The sequence below is a fragment of the uncultured Sphingomonas sp. genome, assembly GCF_913774285.1.
In the GTDB taxonomy this organism is placed as follows: domain Bacteria; phylum Pseudomonadota; class Alphaproteobacteria; order Sphingomonadales; family Sphingomonadaceae; genus Sphingomonas.
In genome coordinates this window covers 1-19,462 of sequence record NZ_CAJYHX010000010.1, presented here as the reverse complement: position 1 = coordinate 19,462, position 19,462 = coordinate 1, and the positions used below count along the sequence as shown (strand labels likewise).

Sequence of the window (19,462 nt, the reverse complement as noted above, 5' to 3'; positions counted from 1 at the left end):
CGAAAAACCCTGTCGTTCGATCGTCGGCCTGCGACGGATGGGCTTCGTGATTGGTCACTCAAGTCAGCGGCGTCAACCGCGATTGCCCCTGCGTTTTCTCGTTACGCATGCAACCCCTTGGTCGCCCGATGTTTTTCGCATCTGTTGGCGGCACGATGATAGATGACCGCCTGCCTTAAGGAGGAGCATGTTGAAGACAACCGACTACGGTCTTCCCGACCCATCGGGGCTGCTGCCCGCGCGGCCCATCCAGGTGCGGCGGGCCGGATTTGCCGATCATTACAGGCTGCTGGTGTTCGGCATCCTGCTGGGTTTGGGCGCGCTTGCCATCGTCGCGACCATCTGGCCCGGCCTGTACGCCGATTACCGCATCCTGCGCGCGCCGGTCGAGGTCCCGCAAGCGTCGATGGTCGATGGCGAATGCCGGATGCGCAAGTTCAGCGTCCGCTGCAATGCGACCATCGCCTATCCCCGCGATGGTGAGATTCGGTCGCGGGCGGTCAGCTTCTCCTACATGGCGTTCAGCAACGAGGATCGCGAAACCCGCATCGTCGCGGAGCGCGGGAACCCCGACAACATCACCCTGTCGCTGGCGATCGAGGAGTTCTGGAACCGCTTCCTCGGTTCGCTGTTGGTCGTGGCCGTCTTTGCGCTGTTTTCGGTCCTGATGATGCGGCGTTTCCTGCATCAGTCGGCCTCGATCAAGGCCATGCGCCACCCGACGCCGCTGCGGCCGGTCTGGGCACGCATCACCCAGCGCACCGACAAGAAGGACCGTAGCCGGATCACCTATGCGCCGATCGACCCCGCATTGACCGGCAAGGCGATCGCCAGCGGCTTCACCAAGGACGAGCGGCCCTGGACTCATTATGACCCCGCGCAGGACGAGACGTTCACCCTGGCGGTGACGCACCCCGCTGCCACGCTGCCGGTTCTGCTCGACGAGCGACTCGATCGACTGGATTTGACGCCAGACGAAGCCGAGGTCATCCGCGCCCGCCGCGATGCGCTGTTGCCGTCGGACACCGTCGTCTGATGCTCAAGGGGCGGGGACGACAGAAGACCCCGCCCTTGCTTTGGCGATCCATCCAGGGGGCAAGACCTTCGCGCGCTTCGTCGAGCTATGCTATCCTGCGCACGTCAGCATCGCGGGAGGATTGCCCATGCCGATCAAGGACCTTACCGGCCCACCCCGCATGACCGATGCGGAACGGGCGGAGATACGGGCGGCGATCACCGCCATTTTCGTAGCGGGCGGTCGTCCGCCGCCGAACTTTCCTCCACTGCGCAGCGACGATGGCCTCGAACCCATAGAGCCGCCATCCGGCCCCACCCCACGCCCCCTTCTCGGCGGCGCCGAAGCGACGCTCGACTGACCGCAAATAAAAAGGGGCCGAATGCCTTTTGGCACCCGCCCCCTTTTGCCGACATCCGATCCTATCGGATCAGAACGCCAAGCCCATCGCGGTCTTCACACCCGGCAGCGCCTTGACCTTGGCCAGCAGGCCTGCGTCCACCGCCTCGTCGACCGAGAGCAGCAGGACCGCCTCGCCGCCCGCCGAGCGGCGGCCCAGGTGGAAGGTGCCGATGTTGACGCCCGCCTCGCCCAGCGTGGTGCCGAGACGGCCGATGAAGCCCGGCGCGTCCTCGTTGACGATGTAGAGCATGTGGCCCGCCAGATCGGCCTCGACCTTGATGCCGAACAGCTCGACCAGGCGCGGCGCGGCGTTGCCGAACAGCGTGCCGGCCACCGAACGATCGCCCGCCTGGGTGCCGACAGTTACGCGCACCAGCGTGTGGTAATCGCCCTCGCGATCATGGCGCACTTCGCGCACATCGAGACCGCGCTCCTTGGCGAGGAACGGCGCGTTGACCATGTTCACCGTGTCGGAATGGACGCGCATCAGCCCCGCGAGCACCGCGCTGGTGATCGGCTTCTGGTTGAGCTCGGCCGCCGCACCCTCGACCTCGATGGCGATGCTGGTCAGCTCGCCATGCGCCAGCTGGCCGACGAGGCCACCCAGCTTCTCGGCCAGCGCCATGTACGGCTTCAGGCGGGGCGCTTCCTCGGCCGATAGGCTCGGCACGTTGAGCGCGTTGGTGACGCCGCCGGTCATCAGATATTCGGCGAGCTGCTCGGCGACCTGGATCGCCACATTGACCTGCGCCTCGGTCGTTGACGCGCCGAGGTGCGGGGTCGCCACAAAGTTCGGCGTGCCGAACAGCGGATGCTCCTTGGCCGGCTCCTGCACGAACACGTCGAGCGCCGCGCCGCCGATATGGCCCGAATCAAGCCCGTCCTTGAGCGCCGCCTCGTCGATCAGGCCGCCGCGCGCGCAATTGATGATCCGCACGCCCTTCTTGGTCTTGGCGAGATTCTCGCGGCTCAGGATGTTGCGGGTCTGGTCGGTCAGCGGCGTGTGCAGCGTGATGAAGTCGGCGCGCAGCAGCAGATCGTCGAGCGTCATCTTCTCGACGCCCATTTCCAGCGCGCGCTCGGGCGTGAGGAACGGATCATAGGCGATCACGCGCATGCGCAGACCGATCGCGCGATCGGCGACGATCGAGCCGATATTGCCCGCGCCGATCAGGCCCAGCGTCTTGCCGGTCAGCTCGACGCCCATGAAGCGGTTCTTCTCCCACTTCCCTGCCTGGGTGGAAGCATCAGCCTCGGGCAGCTGGCGGGCGAGCGCGAACATCAGCGCGATGGCATGTTCGGCGGTCGTGATCGAATTGCCGAACGGGGTGTTCATCACCACCACGCCCTGCGCCGAGGCGGCCGGGATATCGACATTGTCGACGCCGATGCCGGCGCGGCCGATCACCTTGAGGTTGGTGGCGTGCTCGAGAATGTCCTTGGTCACCTTGGTCGAGCTGCGGATGGCGAGGCCGTCATACTGGCCGATGATCGCCTTGAGCTCGTCCGGCGTCTTGCCCGTAATCTCGTCCACTTCGACGCCGCGCTCGCGGAAGATCTGCGCGGCCTTGGGGTCCATCTTGTCGGAAATCAGTACCTTGGGCATGGAATTGCTCCTGTGCACAGCGGTGCACCTGCAACAGCAGGCGCCCGGAATTTGGTAAGGGGTCGCGTAGGGGCGTGGGCTCCTGCTTTCGCAGGAGCACCAAAATCAGCCCGCCTTGGCGGTGGCGTAGGCCCAGTCGAGCCAGGGGCCGAGCGCTTCGATATCGGCGGTGTCGACGGTCGCGCCGCACCAGATGCGCAGGCCCGCCGGCGCATCTCGATAGCCGGCCACGTCATAGGCCGCGCCTTCCTTCTCGAGCAGGCCGGCGAACTTCTTGATGAAGTCGGCATCGGCGCCCTCGACGGTGAGGCACACGCTGGTGCGCGAGCGGATCGCCGGATCCTCGGCGAGATGGCCCAGCCAGTCCCGCTCCGCCACGATCTTGTCGAGCGCGGCGGCATTGGCGTCCGAACGGGCGATTAGCCCCGCGGCGCCGCCCAGGCCCTTGCCCCATTCCAGCGCGAAGATCGCGTCTTCCACGGCCAGCATCGACGGCGTGTTGATCGTCTCGCCCTTGAACACGCCCTCGGCGAGCTTGCCCTTGGAGACGAGGCGGAACACCTTCGGGAGCGGCCAGGCGGGGGTGTAGGTTTCGAGACGCTCGACCGCGCGCGGGCCCAGGATCAGCACGCCGTGCGCGCCCTCGCCGCCCAGCACCTTCTGCCAGGAGAAGGTGGCGACGTCGATCTTGTCCCAGGGCAGGTCATAGGCGAACACTGCCGAGGTGGCGTCGGCGAAGCTCAGGCCTTCGCGGTCATCGGCAATCCAGTCGCCGTTCGGCACGCGCACGCCCGAGGTGGTGCCGTTCCAGGTGAACAGCACGTCGTTCGACCAGTCGACCGCGTTCAGATCGGGCAGCTGGCCATAGTCGGCGCGCAACACGGTAGGATCCAGCTTGAGCTGCTTGACCGCATCGGTGACCCAACCTTCACCGAAGCTTTCCCAGGCGAGCGTGGTGACGGGCCGTGCGCCCAGCATCGTCCACATCGCCATTTCAAAGGCGCCGGTATCCGAGCCCGGCACGATGCCGATGCGGTGCGTGTCCGGCAGGCGGAGCAGTTCGCGCATCAGGTCGATGCAATATTGGAGACGGGTCTTGCCCAGCTTCGAGCGGTGCGAGCGACCGAGCGACTCGGTGGCGAGCTTCTCGGGCGACCAGCCCGGGGGCTTGGCGCAGGGACCAGAGGAAAAATAGGGACGCGCCGGTTTGGTGGCGGGCTTCGCAGGCGCAATTGTGGCGTCGGCGGCAGTCAAATCAGTCATGTAGACTCTCCTCACAGAGAGCACGCGCGGCGTTGGGACCGCGTGGCCCGTCGACGGCCGTAGCGGCGGGTGACCGAAAGTCAATCATCGACATCGTTTCGGTGGAACAATGTTGTGCCCCTGCGACTTTTCCGGACAGCTTTGCAACATATCTGGGAGATACGACATGCGGACGATTCTGGCGGCCGGGCTGGCCGCGGTGCTCCTGACGACACCGGCCATGGCGCAGCAGCAGAAGCAGAGCGTCGGGGACGGCGCACAGGCACCGCTGCGCGACCTGCGGATCAACGAGAAGAAGATTCCGGACGTGCTGCTGCTCGCCGCCTCCGCCCCCTATTCGTCGCAGGGGACCAAGAGCTGCACACAGATTCGCGCCGGCATCGCCGACCTCAACGCCGTGCTCGGCACCGATGCCGATGCACCGGCGGCCAAGGGCGGCAATGGCGGCGCGATCGCGGCGGCAGGCAGCCGTGCGATTGTCGGCACGCTGATCCCGGGCTTCGGGCTGGTGCGCATGGTCACGGGCGCCGACAAGCAGGAGAAGCGGGTCACCGCGGCGCTCTATGGCGGCACCATCCGCCGTGCCTATCTCAAGGGTCTCGGCGTCTCGAAGGGCTGCAAGCCGCCGGCAGCGCCCACCGCCACCGCCCGCGCCGCGGTGCCGAAGCTGCCGGTCGACGACAAGGACGACAAGAAGGACGACCGCAAGGACTGATAGAGCGGCCTGCCAACATTACGGATACGCATACGCAAAGGTTTGCCTGAATCCGGCGGCGAGAAACCGCTGGATTCAGGAGGACCGCAGCATGCCCCGTTCCATTCCCGATTGGCTCGACACCCAGGCCGACGCCGCGCCGCAAGGCTTCGTGCACGGGCCGGACACCACTACGCGCTACTGGAGCCAGCAGCCCGAGAACACGCTGCCCCCGCCCGACTTCTGGAGCCCCTATGCCCGCAACCGCCCGCTGCCGACGCAGGGCGTGGAAAACCGCAAGGCGTGGATCGTCGGCAGCGGCATCGCCGGACTTGCTGCCGCTTTCTATCTGATCCGCGACGGCCATATGCCGCCTGCCAACATCACCATTCTCGATGCCGCGCAGGTGGAGGGCGGATCGCTCGACGGCGCAGGCGATGCGGAGCACGGCTATCTGATCCGTGGCGGCCGCGAGATGAACTGGAACTACGACAATCTGTGGGACCTGTTCCAGGATGTGCCCGCGCTGGAATTGCCCGCCGGCTACAGCGTGCTCGATGAATATCGCTGGGTGAACGACCGCGACCCGAATTATTCCAAGGCGCGGCTGATGCACCAGCAGGGCCTGGTGCAGGAGTTCCGCACCTTCGGCCTCTCGCGCAAGGACCAGTGGGAAATCGTCCGGTTGCTGCTCAAGCGCAAGGACGAGGTGAACGACACCACCATCGAACAGTATTTCAACGCGGGGTTTTTCGAGACCAATTTCTGGGCGCTGTTCCGCACCATGTTCGCCTTCCAGCAGTGGCACAGCCTGCTGGAAATGAAGCTCTACCTCCACCGCTTCCTCGATTCGGTGGACGGCTTCGCCGACATGTCGGTCGTCGTGTTCCCCAAATACGACCAGTTCGACAGCTTCGTCCGGCCATTGACGAAGATGCTGCGCGAGCAGGGCGTGCGCTTCCAGTTCGACACGCGCGCCACGGACCTCGACTTCGCCGTGGAGGATGAAAATCGCACCGTCACCGGAATCCGCGCCGTGGTGGCAGGCGCCGCAACCATGCTCCCGGTGGAAGCACAGGATCTCGTCTTCGTGCTGCCGGGCTCGATGACCGAGGGCACCGCCTACGGCGACATGGACCATGCGCCGGTGCTGGCACGTGGGGCGCACGAGCCCGGCGCCGACAGCGACTGGACGCTGTGGCGCAACCTCGCCAAGCAATCGCCTGTCTTCGGCAAACCGGACAAGTTCTGCGGCGACATCGCCCGCTCGATGTGGGAATCGGCGACACTCACCTGCCGCCCCTCGCCGCTGGTCGATCGGCTGAAGGAGCTGGCGGTCAACGATCCCTATTCGGGGCGCACGGTGACCGGCGGCATCCTCACCTTCACCGATTCGAAATGGCTGATGAGCGTCACCTGCAATCGCCAGCCGCATTTCCCGGACCAGCCCGAGGACGTGCTGGTGCTCTGGGCCTATGCGCTGCGCATGGACGTGCCCGGCGACAAGGTGGCCAAGCCGATGCCCGACTGCACCGGCCGCGAGATCCTCGAAGAACTGTGCCACCATCTCGGCATCGCCGAGGATCAGGTCGCGGCCGTGGCGGAGGCGACCAAGGTGCGGCTCGCGCTGATGCCGTATATCACCGCCGAGTTCATGCCGCGCGCGGCGGGCGACCGGCCGGCGGTGGTGCCGCAGGGCTGCACCAACCTCGCGCTGGTCGGCCAGTTCGTCGAGACCGCGAACGACATCGTCTTCACGATGGAAAGCTCGATCCGCACCGCGCGCATCGGCGTCTATACGCTGCTGAACGTGCTGAAGCAGGTGCCGGACATCAGCCCGACCCAGTACGACATCCGCAACCTGCTCCGCGGGGCGCGGGCGCTCAACAATGGCGCGCCCTTCCCCGGAGAGCGACTGCTCCACCGGCTGCTCGGCAAGAGCTATTTCGCCCACATCCTGCCGCCGCTGCCGGAAAAGGACGGCGATGCGCTGCACCGGGCGGAGGAAGAGCTCGCCGGGTTGTTCGGACGGGGGAGTCAGTGGGTGAATGAAGCGGCGGACACGGTGCGCGGCTGGATGGCCGGCGTGAAGGAGCGGTGACTTCCAATCCCCCTCCCGCTTGCGGGAGGGGTTAGGGGAGGGTGTGTACGGGAAGCGGGCGAGGTGTTGGAAGAAGCGCTTCTTCACCGTGCTTGCTCTGCTTCCCGCTCTCACCCTCCCCCGTCCCCTCCCGCAAGCGGGAGGGGGGGCGAATGGGCCGATGGCGGCTCGCTTGACGATGGGCACGAAAAAAGGGCCGGCGGATCGCTCCGCCGGCCCCTCTTTTTGCGTCGAGCGCGGACTTAGAAGTCCATGCCGCCCATGCCGCCCATGCCACCCGGCATCGCCGGCGCTGCGGCCTTGTCTTCCGGCAACTCGGCAATGGTCGCCTCGGTGGTGATCAGCAGGCCGGCGACCGAAGCCGCGTTCTGCAGCGCGGTGCGCACCACCTTGGTCGGGTCGATCACGCCGGCAGCCACGAGGTTCTCGTAGGTGTCGGTCGCGGCGTTGAAGCCGAACGAGGTGTCGGCCTGGTCGAGCAGCTTGCCCGAGACGACGGCGCCGTCCTGGCCCGCGTTGCTGGCGATCTGGCGAACCAGCGCGGTCAGCGACTTGCGAACGATGTCGATGCCGCGGGTCTGGTCCTCGTTCGCACCCGACAGGCCTTCCAGGGCCTTGGTCGCGTACAGCAGGGCCGTGCCGCCGCCGGGGACGATGCCTTCTTCCACGGCTGCGCGGGTCGCGTGCAGCGCGTCGTCGACGCGGTCCTTGCGCTCCTTCACCTCGACTTCGGTCGCACCGCCGACCTTGATCACGGCCACGCCGCCGGCGAGCTTGGCGAGACGCTCCTGGAGCTTCTCACGGTCGTAATCGCTGGTGGTGACTTCGATCTGCTGGCGGATCTGCTCGGTGCGAGCCTTGATCGACTCGGCTTCACCGGCGCCATCGACGATGGTGGTGTTGTCCTTGTCGATGGTGACGCGCTTGGCGGTGCCGAGCATGCCGAGCGTGACAGTCTCGAGCTTGATGCCGAGGTCTTCGCTGATCACTTCACCCTTGGTGAGGACGGCGATGTCTTCCAGCATCGCCTTGCGACGATCGCCGAAGCCCGGTGCCTTGACCGCTGCGACCTTCAGGCCGCCGCGCAGCTTGTTGACGACCAGGGTCGCCAGCGCTTCGCCTTCGATGTCCTCGGCGATGATCAGCAGCGGGCGACCCGACTGCACGACCGCTTCGAGGATCGGCAGCATCGACTGCAGGTTCGACAGCTTCTTCTCGTGGATCAGGATGTACGGATCCGCGAGCTCGACCGCCATCTTCTCCGGGTTGGTGATGAAGTAGGGCGAGAGATAGCCGCGATCGAACTGCATGCCTTCGACGACGTCGAGCTCGAATTCGAGACCCTTCGCCTCTTCGACGGTGATCACGCCTTCCTTGCCGACCTTCTCCATCGCCTCGGCGATCTTCTCGCCGACTTCACGGTCGCCGTTCGCCGAGATGATGCCGACCTGGGCGACTTCCTGGCTGCCCGAGACGGGCTTCGAGCGCGCCTTGACGTCCTCGACGACCTTGGTGACGGCGAGGTCGATACCACGCTTGAGGTCCATCGGGTTCATGCCGGCGGCAACCGACTTCATGCCCTCGCGGACGATCGCCTGCGCCAGAACGGTCGCAGTGGTCGTGCCGTCGCCGGCGATGTCGTTGGTCTTCGAGGCCACTTCGCGCACCATCTGCGCGCCCATGTTCTCGAACTTGTCCTTGAGCTCGATTTCCTTCGCGACCGACACACCGTCCTTGGTGATGCGGGGCGCGCCGAAGCTCTTCTCGATCACGACGTTGCGGCCCTTCGGGCCCAGCGTGACCTTCACCGCGTCGGCGAGGATGTCGACGCCGCGCAGGATGCGCTCACGAGCGTCGCGCGAAAACTTTACGTCCTTGGCTGCCATGGGACTGCCCTTTCAAATTTCGCTAAGTTTCAGGTAGTTGAGGTTCGCGAGGTCGCTCAGCCGACGATGCCGAGGATGTCGCTTTCCTTCATGATCAGCAGGTCTTCACCGTCGACCTTGACCTCGGTGCCCGACCACTTGCCGAACAGGATGCGGTCGCCGGCCTTGACGTCGAGCGGGGTCACCTTGCCATCTTCGGCCTTGGTGCCGGTGCCGACGGCGACGACTTCGCCTTCCTGCGGCTTTTCCTTGGCGGTGTCGGGGATGATGATCCCGCCGGCGGTCTTTTCCTCGGCTTCGACGCGGCGGACGAGCACGCGGTCGTGCAACGGACGGAAGTTCATTGCCTGATCCTCTTTCAGGTGGAAATCGCTGTTTAGCACTCGGTCCCCCAGAGTGCTAACACCAGGGATATGTGAACCGAAATTTGCTTCGTCAACGGGTGCGACGGGAACTTTTTTCAGCGTGTTGGATCGATAAGACGGGTCGTTGCCTCGCCTGCGCGCATCCGGTAGCACCGATCGTGGAATACCCTTTGAGGAGCCGCCGGTGAAGCTGGTTCGTACCGCCTGGAAGATACTCGTCGGAATCAAGGACCTGCTCGTCCTGGTTCTGCTCCTCCTGTTCTTTTCCGCGCTGTTCGCGGCGCTCTCGCACCGGCCGACTCCCGCGACGATTCGCGACGGCGCGCTGATCGTCGCGTTCGACGGCGCGCTGGTCGAGCAGCCGAGCGAGGCCGATCCGCTGTCCAGCGTCAGCGGTGCCCGCGCCGCCGGTCAGGTCGGCGCGCGCGACGTGATCCGCGCGCTCGACGCAGCCAAGACCGACTCCCGCGTCAAGGCGGTGGTGCTCGATCTCGACAGCTTCCTCGGCGGCTATCCCGCCACGGTGAGCGACGTCGCCGCCGCGGTCGGCCGCGTCCGCGCGGCGGGCAAGCCGGTGCTCGCCTATGCCACCGCCTATACCGACAGCGGCTACCAGATCGCGGCCAATGCCAGCGAGATCTGGGTCCACCCGATGGGCGGATCGCTGTTCATGGGCCCGGGCGGCCGCCAGCTCTATTACAAGGGGCTGACCGAGAAGCTCGGCATCAACGTCCACGTCTATAAGGTGGGCAAGTTCAAGTCGGCGGTGGAGCCCTATATCCGCGCCGACATGTCGCCCGAGGCGCGCGAGGCGAACACCGCGCTCTATGGCGGCCTGCTCGATCAGTGGCGCGAGGGCATCCTCAAGGCGCGGCCCAAGGCGCGCATCGCCGAGTTCCTGATGAAGCCTGACGTGGCGATCACCGCCGCCAAGGGCGACATCGCCAGCGCCAACAAGGCCTATGGGCTGGTCGACCAGCTCGGCGACCGCATCGCCTTCGGCAAGCATGTCGCGCAGCTCGTCGGCGCGCCGAGCGGCGCCCGCGCGGGCAATTTCAACGGCATCAAGCTCGCCGACTGGCTGCAGGCCAATCCGCTGCCGACCAGCGGCGACGCGATCGGCGTGATCACGATTGCCGGCGAGATCGTCGACGGCAAGGGCGGCGCCGGCACCGCAGGCGGCGACACCGTCAGCAAGCTCGTGCTCGACGGGCTGAAGGACGGCAAGCTCAAGGCGCTGGTCGTCCGCGTCGACTCGCCGGGCGGCTCGGCGATGGCCTCGGAGCAGATGCGCCAGGCGATCCTGCAGGCCAAGGCGCAGAAGCTGCCGGTGGTCGTCTCGATGGGCGGCCTGGCCGCCAGCGGCGGCTATTGGGTGTCGACCGCGGGCGACGTGATCTTCGCCGAGCCGAACACCATCACCGGCTCGATCGGCATCTTTGGCATCATCCCGACCTTTGAGAACAGCCTCGCCAAGATCGGCGTGACCACCGACGGGGTGGAGAGCACGCCGCTCACCGGCCAGCCGAGCGTCTATGGCGGCACCAACGCCACGGTCGACACGATCCTGCAATCGGCGATCGAGGCGGGCTATGGCCGCTTCGTCGGGCTGGTCGCAGCCTCGCGCAAGCTCACCCCCCAGCGGGTCGACGAAATCGGCCAGGGCCGGGTGTGGATCGGCGGCATCGCGCGGCAGATCGGCCTGGTCGATCGCTTCGGCGGACTGAACGACGCGATCGCCGAAGCGGCCAAGCGCGCCAAGCTCGACCCCGCCAAGGTGCGCCCGGTCTATCTGGCCAAGAAGCCGAGCGCACTGAATGCGGCGATCGCCGGCTTCCTCGGCTCGCTCGGCAATGACGATGACGACGACGGCAACTGGGCCGATGCCCCCGCCGGCAGCGATGCCTATGCCCGGATCGGCGAGGAGCGCCGCCTGCTGCTCGCCCAGGCGCTGGGCGACGCCAAGCGGCTGACCGCCGCCGGATCGGTGCAGGCGCGTTGCCTCGAATGCATGGCGCTGGGCGTGCCGAGCGCACAGCCCAGCGACCTTGCCCTTCTTCAATTCGCCATGGGAGCAATGAAGTGATCGGAATTCGCGCCGCCACGCCGGACGACGCAGCGGCGATCGCCGCCATCTACGCGCCGAACGTGCTGACGGGCACCGCCTCGTTCGAGATCGAGCCGCCCGACGCCGCGACCATGGCCGCGCGGATGGGCGCGAGCGAAGGCTATTATCCGTGGATCGTCGCCACCAATGGCGATGGCGCCGATGGCGGCGTGATCGGCTATGCCTATGCCAGCAAGTTCCGCGACCGCCCGGCCTATCGCTACGTCGTCGAAAGCTCGATCTACATGGCAGACACCGCGCAGCGCCGCGGCGCCGGGCGGCTGCTCTACGAGGCGCTGGTCGACACGCTCCGTGCGCAGGGCTTCGTCCATGCCTTCGGCATGATCACCCTGCCCAACGACAGTTCGATCGCGCTGCATGAAGCGGTAGGCTTCCGCCGCACGGGTGTGTTCCGCGAGGCCGGATACAAGCACGGGCAGTGGATCGATGTCGGCATCTGGCAGTGCGAGCTCAACGAACCCGCACGCCCGCCGGAGGAGCCCAAGCCGTTCCACGAACTGGGCGTGGTCCGCGCCTGAGCGGGGGCAACCGGAAGGCTGCTCCGCCAGACAGTTGACCCGGAACGGCGATTGGCCGAGATCCATGAGGATGGATCCAACCTCGCCGTACGCGGTCGACTTCACGATCGATGTCGAGCGTGAGGCCCGCCTGATCGCCATCCGCGTCACCGGCGTGCCCTCGCCGGAGGATGTCGGCTGGATTGCGGAGGAAGTGCGCGCGGCGATCCTCACGCTTGGGCCCGATGCGGGCCGGCACCGCACGCTCTACGATGCCCGCGGCGTGCATGTGCTGCCGCAGGCGACCGCCGATTTCGTGCTCCGGAACTTCGCCGATACCGAGATGACGCACTGGGCGCACCGGCTCGCCTTCGTCGCCTCGACGATGCTGACGCGGCTGCAGATCCGGCGGATCGTCGAGGTACGGCCCGGCGCGATGCTGTTCGACGATGTCGAGGCTGCGCGCGCCTGGCTGCTGGGCGGCGACTGAGCGGGGCGGCGCGTGGCCGCCCCGGTTCGGGTCAGGCCAGCGCGATGTCCGGCGCGTCTTCGGCCTTCATGCCGATCACGTTGTAGCCGGCATCGACATGGTGGATCTCGCCGGTCACGCCCGAGGCGAGGTCCGACAGCAGATAGAGGCCGGCGCCGCCGACATCCTCGATCGTCACGTTGCGGCGAAGCGGCGAGTTCAGCTGGTTCCACTTGAGGATATAGTTGAAGTCGCCGATGCCGCGTGCCGCCAGCGTCTGGATCGGGCCCGCGGAGATGGCGTTGACGCGGATATTCTCCGGGCCCAGGTCCATCGCGAGATACTTGACAGAAGTCTCGAGCGCCGACTTGGCGACGCCCATCACGTTATAGTGCGGCACGACCTTCTCGGCGCCGTAATAGCTGAGCGTCAGCAGGCTGCCACCGTTCGGCATCATCCGCTGCGCCCGCTGCGCCACCGCGGTGAAGCTGTACACCGAGATGTTCATCGTCATCAGGAAGTTGTCGAGCGTAGTGTCGTAATAATGGCCGCGCAGCTGGCTCTTGTCCGAGAAGCCGATCGCGTGGACGACGAAGTCGATCGTCGGCCAGCGCGCCGCCAGCGTCTCGAACGTGGTGTCGAGCGCCGCCATGTCCGCCACGTCGCAATCGATGAGGAAATCGGAGCCGACCTGCTCGGCCAGCGGCTTCACCCGCTTGAGCAGCGCGTCGCCCTGGTAGGAGAAGGCAAGCTCCGCACCCTGGGCGTGCAGTGCCTTGGCGATTCCCCATGCCAGCGATTTGTCGTTGGCGAGGCCCATGATGAGCCCGCGCTTCCCTTGCATCAATCCGGTCACGTCTTCTGAATCTCCTGTGCTTGCTCCCCCTCTAGACCGGCTTCGGGCACTTCCGCCAGAGCGGCGTTGAGTTCGGCCCCTACGACGAGGCCGAGTCCCACCAGGAAAAAGAAGATCAGCGCGACCATCACGCCCGCCAGGCTGCCATAGGTGGCGCCGTAGCCCCCCAGCGTGGACAGCACCCAGGGCAGCCCGCCGGTGACGCTGAGCCACCACAGGGTGGTGCACAGCGCGCCCGGCCATTTGGGATAGGCGCGCGCGCGATAGCGTGAAGGGGTCAGCGCGAAGAACAGCACATAGAGCGCGCCGAACAACGCGAAGGCCGGCACCGCCTTGCTCGCCGAGGCGAAGCGCTGCGCTTCGGTCGCGAGCGGCAACACGCGGTAGAGGAATTGCTCGATGCCGGTGAGGATCACCTGGAAGGTGAAGGCCAGCATCACCAGCAGCACCGCCGCGACGATCATCCCGATGGAGGCGAGCCGATAGCGCCAGAAGGGCGTGCTGGAAGTGGTGCCATAGGCCTGGCGCAGGATGCCGCGGATCGTTTCGATGAAACCGGCGGTGGTCCACAGGCCGACAAGGCCGCCCAGCCACAACAAACCGCCGGTGCGGCCATTGAGCACCTCGATCACCGGATCGCGCAGCAGCTTGGCGACGTCGGGCGGCACGGTCTGAAGGAACGCCTCCAGCGCGTGGACGCCGGTGCCGGTACGCCCGACCAAACTGGCGAGCGCGGTCGCGACGATGAAGAAGGGGAACAGCGTTACCAGCGACAGGTAGGCGAGGTTACCCGCATAGGTGAAGCCGTCGTTGAAGGTGCCGATCGCGACCCGCTTGACGATCTCGAACATCCGCTCGGTGACGCCGAGCTCGGCCAGCCGCCGCGGTACATTTCCGCCGACCCCAAGCCGCCGTCCTTCGGGCGACTGAGGCGAGATCGAGGCGCGCGTCGGTTCGTCCACGCGGGGTCAGACGCCCATGCGTCCCCGCGGGTTCCCCTTGTTCTTCCATCCCTGCGCAAATTCGATGAGGGCGTCGTCGTCGACCGGCAGCTCGACCATCAGCGTGACGAACAGGTCGCCGCGTGCGCCGCCGCGCTTGTGGAAGCCGCGGCCCTTGAGCCGCAGCACCTTGCCCGAGCTGGAGCCCTTGGGCACCGTCAGCATCACCGGCCCGTCCGGGGTCGGCACGCGAACCTGCGCGCCCAGCACCGCCTCGGCCAGCGTCACCGGCAGGTCGAGCTTGATGTTGTCGCCGTCGCGCACATAGAAACGGTGCGGCTGGATCTCGATGGTGACGATCGCGTCGCCGGCGCCGCCCGGCCCTTCCTCGCCCTTGCCGGCGAGGCGCATCTGGGTGCCTTCCTCGACGCCGGCGGGGAGCTTGAGGTCGATCGTCTTGCCGTCCTTGAGCGTGATCCGCTGCGGCGCGAGCCTGGCGGCATCCTCGAACGACACCGCCAGGCGATAGGCGATATTGGCGCCCTTGGGCTGCGGACGTCGGCCGAAGCCGCCGAAGCCGCCGCTGAAGCCGCCCCCGCCGCCGCGCTTCCCGCCGCCGAACAGGCCTTCGAAGATGTCGCCGATATCGGCCTCCCCGCCCCCGAAGTCGAACTGGCCGCCGCCGGGACGGAAGCCGCCCCCGCCGCCGCCTGCCCCTGCGCCGAAGCCGAACGGCGCGATCGGATTGCCGTCGCCGTCGATCTCGCCGCGGTCGAAGCGGGCGCGCTTGTCCTTGTCGGTCAGCAGGTCATAGGCTTGCGTGACCTGGCTGAACTTCTCCGATGCCTTGGGATTGTCCTTGTTGCGATCGGGGTGCAGCTCCTTGGCGAGCTTGCGATAGGCCTTCTTGATCTCGTCCTCGCTCGCGCTACGCGCCACCCCGAGCGTTACGTATGGATCTGCCACCAAAATCCCCAATGCGTCCAATGCCAATCGCCCGCCCCTTACAGGACAGGTGTTAAAGCCCAAACATCGGCGTGCGAATCGTTTCGCGCAAGGGGCGCAGCGCTATCCGCCTAACGGCACTTGGTGTCGCGCAGAGTGTAGTGCGCGAACACCGTCTCCTTGCCCGCCTTGTCCTTCGCCGTGATCTGCCATTCCAGCGTGCGGTCGCGCTTGCGCCACCGATTGACGAACTCGGCGTCGGGATAGGCATAGGTGATCGTGAAGCCGTCGCCGGTCAGCGCGCCCTTGCCGGTTGCGGTATAGGCGGCCCCGAAGCTGTCCGCCCAGAGGCCGGCAATGCCACCGTCCTCGCCGACCGCGCCGAACAGCAGGTGCGCGGCATAGCGATCCTTGGCATCGGCGGTCGCGACGCTGGTGGCGTCGATCGCGAACATCGTTCGCTCCAGGGTCGGATAGGCGGCGAGCGTGAGCGTCACCGGCTTGCCCCGCACTTCGCCTTCGCCCTGCCAGCAGCCGCTCAGCGCGAACATCGTCAGCGGGATCTTGGAAAAATCCTGCGCCGAGGCGGAAAGCGGCAGCAGCAGCGCGAGCGCGGCGCCCAATAGCGTCTTCATCATGCGCCCCGTTTGACCCGGCTTCCCGCACTAGAGCAAGGCCTGCGCGCCGCGCAGATCGGCGACGAAATCCTGGTAGGCCTGCGCCGCCGCCTCGGCATCGGGCAGGCGGAGGAGGTAACTGGGGTGCACCGTCACCCAGCCGGTACCCCCCTCGGGCAGCGCCAGCTTCTGGCCGCGCAGTTTCGAGATGGTCGCCGCCTTGCCGGTGATCTGGCGCGCGGCGGTGGCGCCCAGCGCCACGACCAGCTTGGGGCGGACCAGCGCCAGCTCCTGCTCGTACCACCAGCGGCAGGCGGTGATCTCGCCGGCATCGGGCTTGGCGTGGATGCGCCGCTTGCCGCGCGGCTCGAACTTGAAATGCTTGACCGCATTGGTGACGTAGACGCGGGCGCGGTCGATCCCCGCTTCGTCCAGCGCCTTGTTGAGCATCTGCCCGGCGGGCCCCACGAACGCGCGGCCGGCGAGATCCTCCTGGTCGCCGGGCTGTTCGCCGACCAGCATCATGTCGGCATCGAGCGGTCCCTCGCCGAACACGGTTTGGGTGGCGGGCTTGTAGAGCGGGCAGCGGGTGCATGCCGCCGCCTCGTCGCGCAGCGCTTCCCAGGCACCTGCGACATTGCCGCCCATCGAACTGCGCGCCGTCTCCACCATCGCCGTCTCCCGCGCCCGGGCACCGGACACGAGCTCTTTGACCAACGCTGTTTCGGGCATGTTTTTCCAGTATTTGCGCGGCATCTCCTTCAGCATCGCCCCGGTCTTGAGGCGGGCCGGATTGAAGATCGAGGCGTAATAGGTCTTCCACACCGCCTCTACGGGATCGTCGGCGGGGGCGTCGCCGCGGGCGGCGGCGGGGCCTTCGCTGAGCGTGCTCCCGTCCCAGTGCAGCGAGACTTCGGGGGTGAGGATCGACCAGCGCATGCTGGCGAAGCGCTCGACGAAGAAGCGGGCATTGGCGCGGACGATGTGATGCTCGGGTTCGAACCAGGCGATGAAGCGCGGGCAGCTCTCGTCGACCAACTCGCGGAAGCGCACGAAGGCGCGCATCTTGTGGATGTCGCGGCGCACCGCCTTGGCCATCAGCTCCAGCCGGCGGACCAGCGGGTCGGCGCGGTCCTCGATCCGGTGCGGATCCGTGGCGAGCAGGGTGTAGAGCAGCGAGAAGCGCTGCGGGTCCGAATGGAGGATGACGGCCTGGGCGAGGTCTAGAAAGGCGCGGGGGACTTTCAGGCGGTGGTCGCCCTCACCCTCCCCACCGCCTTCGGCGGCGGGTCCCCTCCCTCTCCCGAGGGGAGAGGGCCCTGAGCTCCCTCTCCCCTTGGGAGAGGGAGGGAGCGGCGAAGCCGCGGAAGGGTGAGGGTGATCGAAGGCGAACAAATCCCCCGGCGCGTCCCCGACCCGCCACACCACCTCGGGCGGCGCGACATGCGCCTGGGCAAGCGCCCGCGCCGCATCGCGCCAGCCCTCGAAATCATCCTCGGCGGCAAGCGTTACGGCGCGCAACGCTTACTCGCGCTCGTCGCCCGGCGGATGGGCTTCGGCGCGCTCCAGTTCCTTGGGCTTGCGCTTCTCGAAGATCTTGCCGAGCCGCTCTTCCTCTTCCGAGGAAAGCTCCTTCTCGGCGGTGGGGAACATCTCTTCCTCCTCCTCGTCGATATGATGGAGATAGCGGTCCTTCATCGCGCGAAACTTCGAGAGCCAGGCGGAGGAGGACATTTCGATGTCCATCAGCTCGCCGAGCAGGTCGTCGACTTCCTTGTGCTCGGACACCGAGTGGCGCGCATCCTCGCGCAGCTCGGGGTTGGCGAGCATCGTCGCGTAGAGCGACTCTTCCTCAGCCGCGGCGTGCGACTGGAGCTCGAGGCGGAGCTGCTCGAACAGGTCGCGGCGATCCTGGCTATCGCCGGACGTGGCGTCGATCTTGGCGATCAGCTCGCGCTGGCGATTGTGATCGGCGATGAGGTCGGCGAAGATGCGGGGCTGGTCGGCCATGTAGGTCTCTCCCTGGTTTCCCAGCCCCAACCGGTGGCCCTGCGCTAGGTTGCTCCCGCGAGTCGTTCGCAACGCAAGCGTCACGCCGCGAACAGCTCCAGCTGCTCCTTCTTCGGCGCGATCCAGGCGCGCAGATCCGCCTTGTCCGTCAGCGCGACCGGGCGCCAGTCGGCAGTGACGATGAACGGGCGGATCTTGGCGAGCGACACCGTCAGCCGGGCTACATCCTCCAGCCGCAGCCGCCGCCATTTGCGCGCGGCGAGGATCGAGGCGATCGCCTTGGTGCCCAGCCCCGGCACGCGGAGCAGCGCCTCGCGCGGGGCGCGGTTGAGGTCTACGGGAAAGCGATCGCGGAAGCGCAGCGCCCAGGCGAGCTTGGGATCGATGTCGAGCGGCAGCATGCCCGTCGCCGGATCCACTGCCTGGGCGACTTCGTCGGGGCGGTATTCGTAGAAGCGCATCAGCCAGTCCGACTGGTAGAGCCGGTGCTCGCGCATCAGCGGCGGGCGCTGGAGGGGCAGCACCGTGCTCGCATCCGGAATGGGGCTGAATGCCGAATAATAGACGCGGCGCAGTCCGAAACGCCCGTACAGGCCGGCGGCGCGATCGATGATGTCGCCGTCGGTCGCGGCATCGGCGCCGACGATCATCTGGGTCGACTGGCCGGCGGGGGCGAACTTGGGTGCCGAGCGATAGCGTTTCCGCGCATCCGCCCCGTCCTCGATCGCGCTGCGCATCCCCAGCATCGCGCCCTCGATCTGTGGCGCCGATTTCTCGGGCGCGAGCCGCTTGAGCCCGGCGACCGTCGGCAGCTCGACGTTGATCGACAGGCGATCGGCATGGAGCCCCGCCTGGTGGATTAGCGCCGGATCGGCATCGGGAATCGTCTTGAGGTGGATATAGCCGCGGAAATGATGGTCCTCGCGCAAGGACCGCGCCACCTCGACCATCTGCTCCATCGTATAGTCGGACGAGCGGATGATGCCCGAGGAGAGGAACAGCCCCTCGATGTAATTGCGGCGATAGAAGTTCAGCGTGAGATCGACCACTTCGGCGGGCGTGAAACGCGCGCGGCGCACGTTCGAGCTCTTGCGGTTGATGCAGTAATGGCAGTCGAAGATGCAGCTGTTGGTCAGCAGGATCTTGAGCAGGGAAATGCAGCGGCCATCGGGCGCATAGGCGTGGCAGATACCCATGCCTTCCGTCGATCCGATGCCCTTGCCGCCGCGACTGTCCCGCTTCGCCGTGCCGGACGAGGCGCAGGACGCGTCGTATTTGGCGGCATCGGCCAAAATCTCCAACTTTTGACGGGTCGACATCTGCGCCATATGCGTTCCTGATATGTTCATCAGGCGCGCTTGTCCATAATCTCGATCAGGATGAGGCGGTCGGGGCGTCCTCGTCCAGCACCTGCCGCACCTTGCCCGCCAACTGATCGAGCGTGAAGGGTTTGGCGAGGAAGGCGACGCCCGGATCGAGCATGCCGTTATGGACGATGGCGTTGCGCGTATAGCCGGTGGTGTAGAGCACCTTGAGGTCGGGGCGGCTTTCGCGCGCGCGGTCGGCGAGAATGCGGCCGTTGATGCCGGGCATGACGATGTCGGTGAACAGCATGTCGATGCGTGGCTGGATCGTCAGCAGTGACAGCGCCTGTTCGCCGTCCGACG

General features: G+C 66.7%; 19 protein-coding genes. 7 read left to right on the top strand and 12 right to left on the bottom strand.

The features are described from left to right. The first annotated feature begins 187 nt into the window (after nucleotides 1–187). Both QZ670_RS05780 and QZ670_RS05775 read left to right on the top strand, forming a co-directional pair. A complete protein-coding gene (locus tag QZ670_RS05780; protein ID WP_294252856.1) occupies nucleotides 188–1,036 on the top strand; it encodes a hypothetical protein in 849 nt (282 codons plus the stop codon). A 127-nt stretch (nucleotides 1,037–1,163) separates the two neighbouring features. Continuing rightward, nucleotides 1,164–1,376, top strand: coding sequence for a hypothetical protein (locus tag QZ670_RS05775; RefSeq protein ID WP_294203843.1), 213 nt, complete (start codon nucleotides 1,164–1,166; stop codon nucleotides 1,374–1,376). Nucleotides 1,377–1,445: 69 nt separating this feature from the next. On the opposite strand, the gene serA is transcribed toward QZ670_RS05775, so the two are convergent. Both serA and QZ670_RS05765 read right to left on the bottom strand, forming a co-directional pair. Continuing rightward, nucleotides 1,446–3,023 carry a phosphoglycerate dehydrogenase gene (gene serA, locus QZ670_RS05770; RefSeq protein WP_294252854.1) on the bottom strand — a complete coding sequence of 526 codons (1,578 nt, stop codon included), beginning with the start codon at nucleotides 3,021–3,023 and terminating at the stop codon, nucleotides 1,446–1,448. Between the two features lie 105 nt (nucleotides 3,024–3,128). Beyond that, nucleotides 3,129–4,286 carry a phosphoserine transaminase gene (locus QZ670_RS05765; protein WP_294252852.1) on the bottom strand — a complete coding sequence of 386 codons (1,158 nt, stop codon included), beginning with the start codon at nucleotides 4,284–4,286 and terminating at the stop codon, nucleotides 3,129–3,131. A gap of 166 nt (nucleotides 4,287–4,452) precedes the next feature. Between QZ670_RS05765 and QZ670_RS05760 the strand changes: the two genes are divergently transcribed. Then, a complete protein-coding gene (locus QZ670_RS05760; RefSeq protein WP_294252850.1) occupies nucleotides 4,453–5,001 on the top strand; it encodes a hypothetical protein in 549 nt (182 codons plus the stop codon). A gap of 91 nt (nucleotides 5,002–5,092) precedes the next feature. After that, nucleotides 5,093–7,081, top strand: a complete 1,989-nt coding sequence (locus tag QZ670_RS05755) for an oleate hydratase (protein WP_294252848.1) — start codon at nucleotides 5,093–5,095, stop codon at nucleotides 7,079–7,081. Nucleotides 7,082–7,323: 242 nt separating this feature from the next. Here the strand turns inward: QZ670_RS05755 and groL are convergent, their stop codons facing one another. Beyond that, nucleotides 7,324–8,967 carry a chaperonin GroEL gene (gene groL, locus QZ670_RS05750; protein ID WP_294252846.1) on the bottom strand — a complete coding sequence of 548 codons (1,644 nt, stop codon included), beginning with the start codon at nucleotides 8,965–8,967 and terminating at the stop codon, nucleotides 7,324–7,326. A 56-nt stretch (nucleotides 8,968–9,023) separates the two neighbouring features. Next, nucleotides 9,024–9,311, bottom strand: a complete 288-nt coding sequence (groES, locus tag QZ670_RS05745) for a co-chaperone GroES (RefSeq protein WP_064310559.1) — start codon at nucleotides 9,309–9,311, stop codon at nucleotides 9,024–9,026. Between the two features lie 205 nt (nucleotides 9,312–9,516). Between groES and sppA the strand changes: the two genes are divergently transcribed. The 3 genes from sppA (at nucleotide 9,517) to QZ670_RS05730 (ending at nucleotide 12,447) form a co-directional block, all read left to right on the top strand. Then, nucleotides 9,517–11,418, top strand: coding sequence for a signal peptide peptidase SppA (gene sppA / locus QZ670_RS05740; protein WP_294252841.1), 1,902 nt, complete (start codon nucleotides 9,517–9,519; stop codon nucleotides 11,416–11,418). Then, the gene (locus tag QZ670_RS05735) at nucleotides 11,415–11,978 is read left to right on the top strand and encodes a GNAT family N-acetyltransferase (protein ID WP_294252839.1); all 564 of its coding nucleotides are present in this window, start codon (nucleotides 11,415–11,417) and stop codon (nucleotides 11,976–11,978) included. The genes sppA and QZ670_RS05735 overlap by 4 nt, the downstream gene beginning before the upstream one ends. A gap of 70 nt (nucleotides 11,979–12,048) precedes the next feature. After that, complete coding sequence (locus QZ670_RS05730; RefSeq protein WP_294252837.1) at nucleotides 12,049–12,447, top strand: hypothetical protein; 399 nt, start codon at nucleotides 12,049–12,051, stop codon at nucleotides 12,445–12,447. A 31-nt stretch (nucleotides 12,448–12,478) separates the two neighbouring features. Here the strand turns inward: QZ670_RS05730 and fabI are convergent, their stop codons facing one another. The 8 genes from fabI to QZ670_RS05690 form a co-directional block, all read right to left on the bottom strand. Next, a complete protein-coding gene (gene fabI / locus QZ670_RS05725) occupies nucleotides 12,479–13,282 on the bottom strand; it encodes an enoyl-ACP reductase FabI (RefSeq protein WP_294252835.1) in 804 nt (267 codons plus the stop codon). Further along, on the bottom strand, nucleotides 13,279–14,244 hold the full coding sequence (locus tag QZ670_RS05720) for a YihY/virulence factor BrkB family protein (RefSeq protein ID WP_294252833.1): 966 nt from the start codon (nucleotides 14,242–14,244) through the stop codon (nucleotides 13,279–13,281). The genes fabI and QZ670_RS05720 overlap by 4 nt, the downstream gene beginning before the upstream one ends. A gap of 6 nt (nucleotides 14,245–14,250) precedes the next feature. Further along, complete coding sequence (locus tag QZ670_RS05715) at nucleotides 14,251–15,189, bottom strand: J domain-containing protein (protein WP_294252831.1); 939 nt, start codon at nucleotides 15,187–15,189, stop codon at nucleotides 14,251–14,253. Between the two features lie 110 nt (nucleotides 15,190–15,299). Then, nucleotides 15,300–15,806: a hypothetical protein gene (locus tag QZ670_RS05710; protein WP_294252829.1), complete on the bottom strand. Its 507-nt coding sequence runs from the start codon at nucleotides 15,804–15,806 to the stop codon at nucleotides 15,300–15,302. A 27-nt stretch (nucleotides 15,807–15,833) separates the two neighbouring features. Next, the gene (locus QZ670_RS05705; RefSeq protein WP_294252827.1) at nucleotides 15,834–17,306 is read right to left on the bottom strand and encodes a UdgX family uracil-DNA binding protein; all 1,473 of its coding nucleotides are present in this window, start codon (nucleotides 17,304–17,306) and stop codon (nucleotides 15,834–15,836) included. Nucleotides 17,307–17,309: 3 nt separating this feature from the next. Further along, nucleotides 17,310–17,795, bottom strand: coding sequence for a hemerythrin domain-containing protein (locus QZ670_RS05700; RefSeq protein ID WP_294252825.1), 486 nt, complete (start codon nucleotides 17,793–17,795; stop codon nucleotides 17,310–17,312). Nucleotides 17,796–17,875: 80 nt separating this feature from the next. Continuing rightward, on the bottom strand, nucleotides 17,876–19,123 hold the full coding sequence (locus QZ670_RS05695) for a putative DNA modification/repair radical SAM protein (RefSeq protein ID WP_294252822.1): 1,248 nt from the start codon (nucleotides 19,121–19,123) through the stop codon (nucleotides 17,876–17,878). 46 nt (nucleotides 19,124–19,169) lie between these two features. Next, the coding region (locus QZ670_RS05690; RefSeq protein WP_294252820.1) for a response regulator at nucleotides 19,170–19,462 on the bottom strand (293 nt) is incomplete at its 5' end.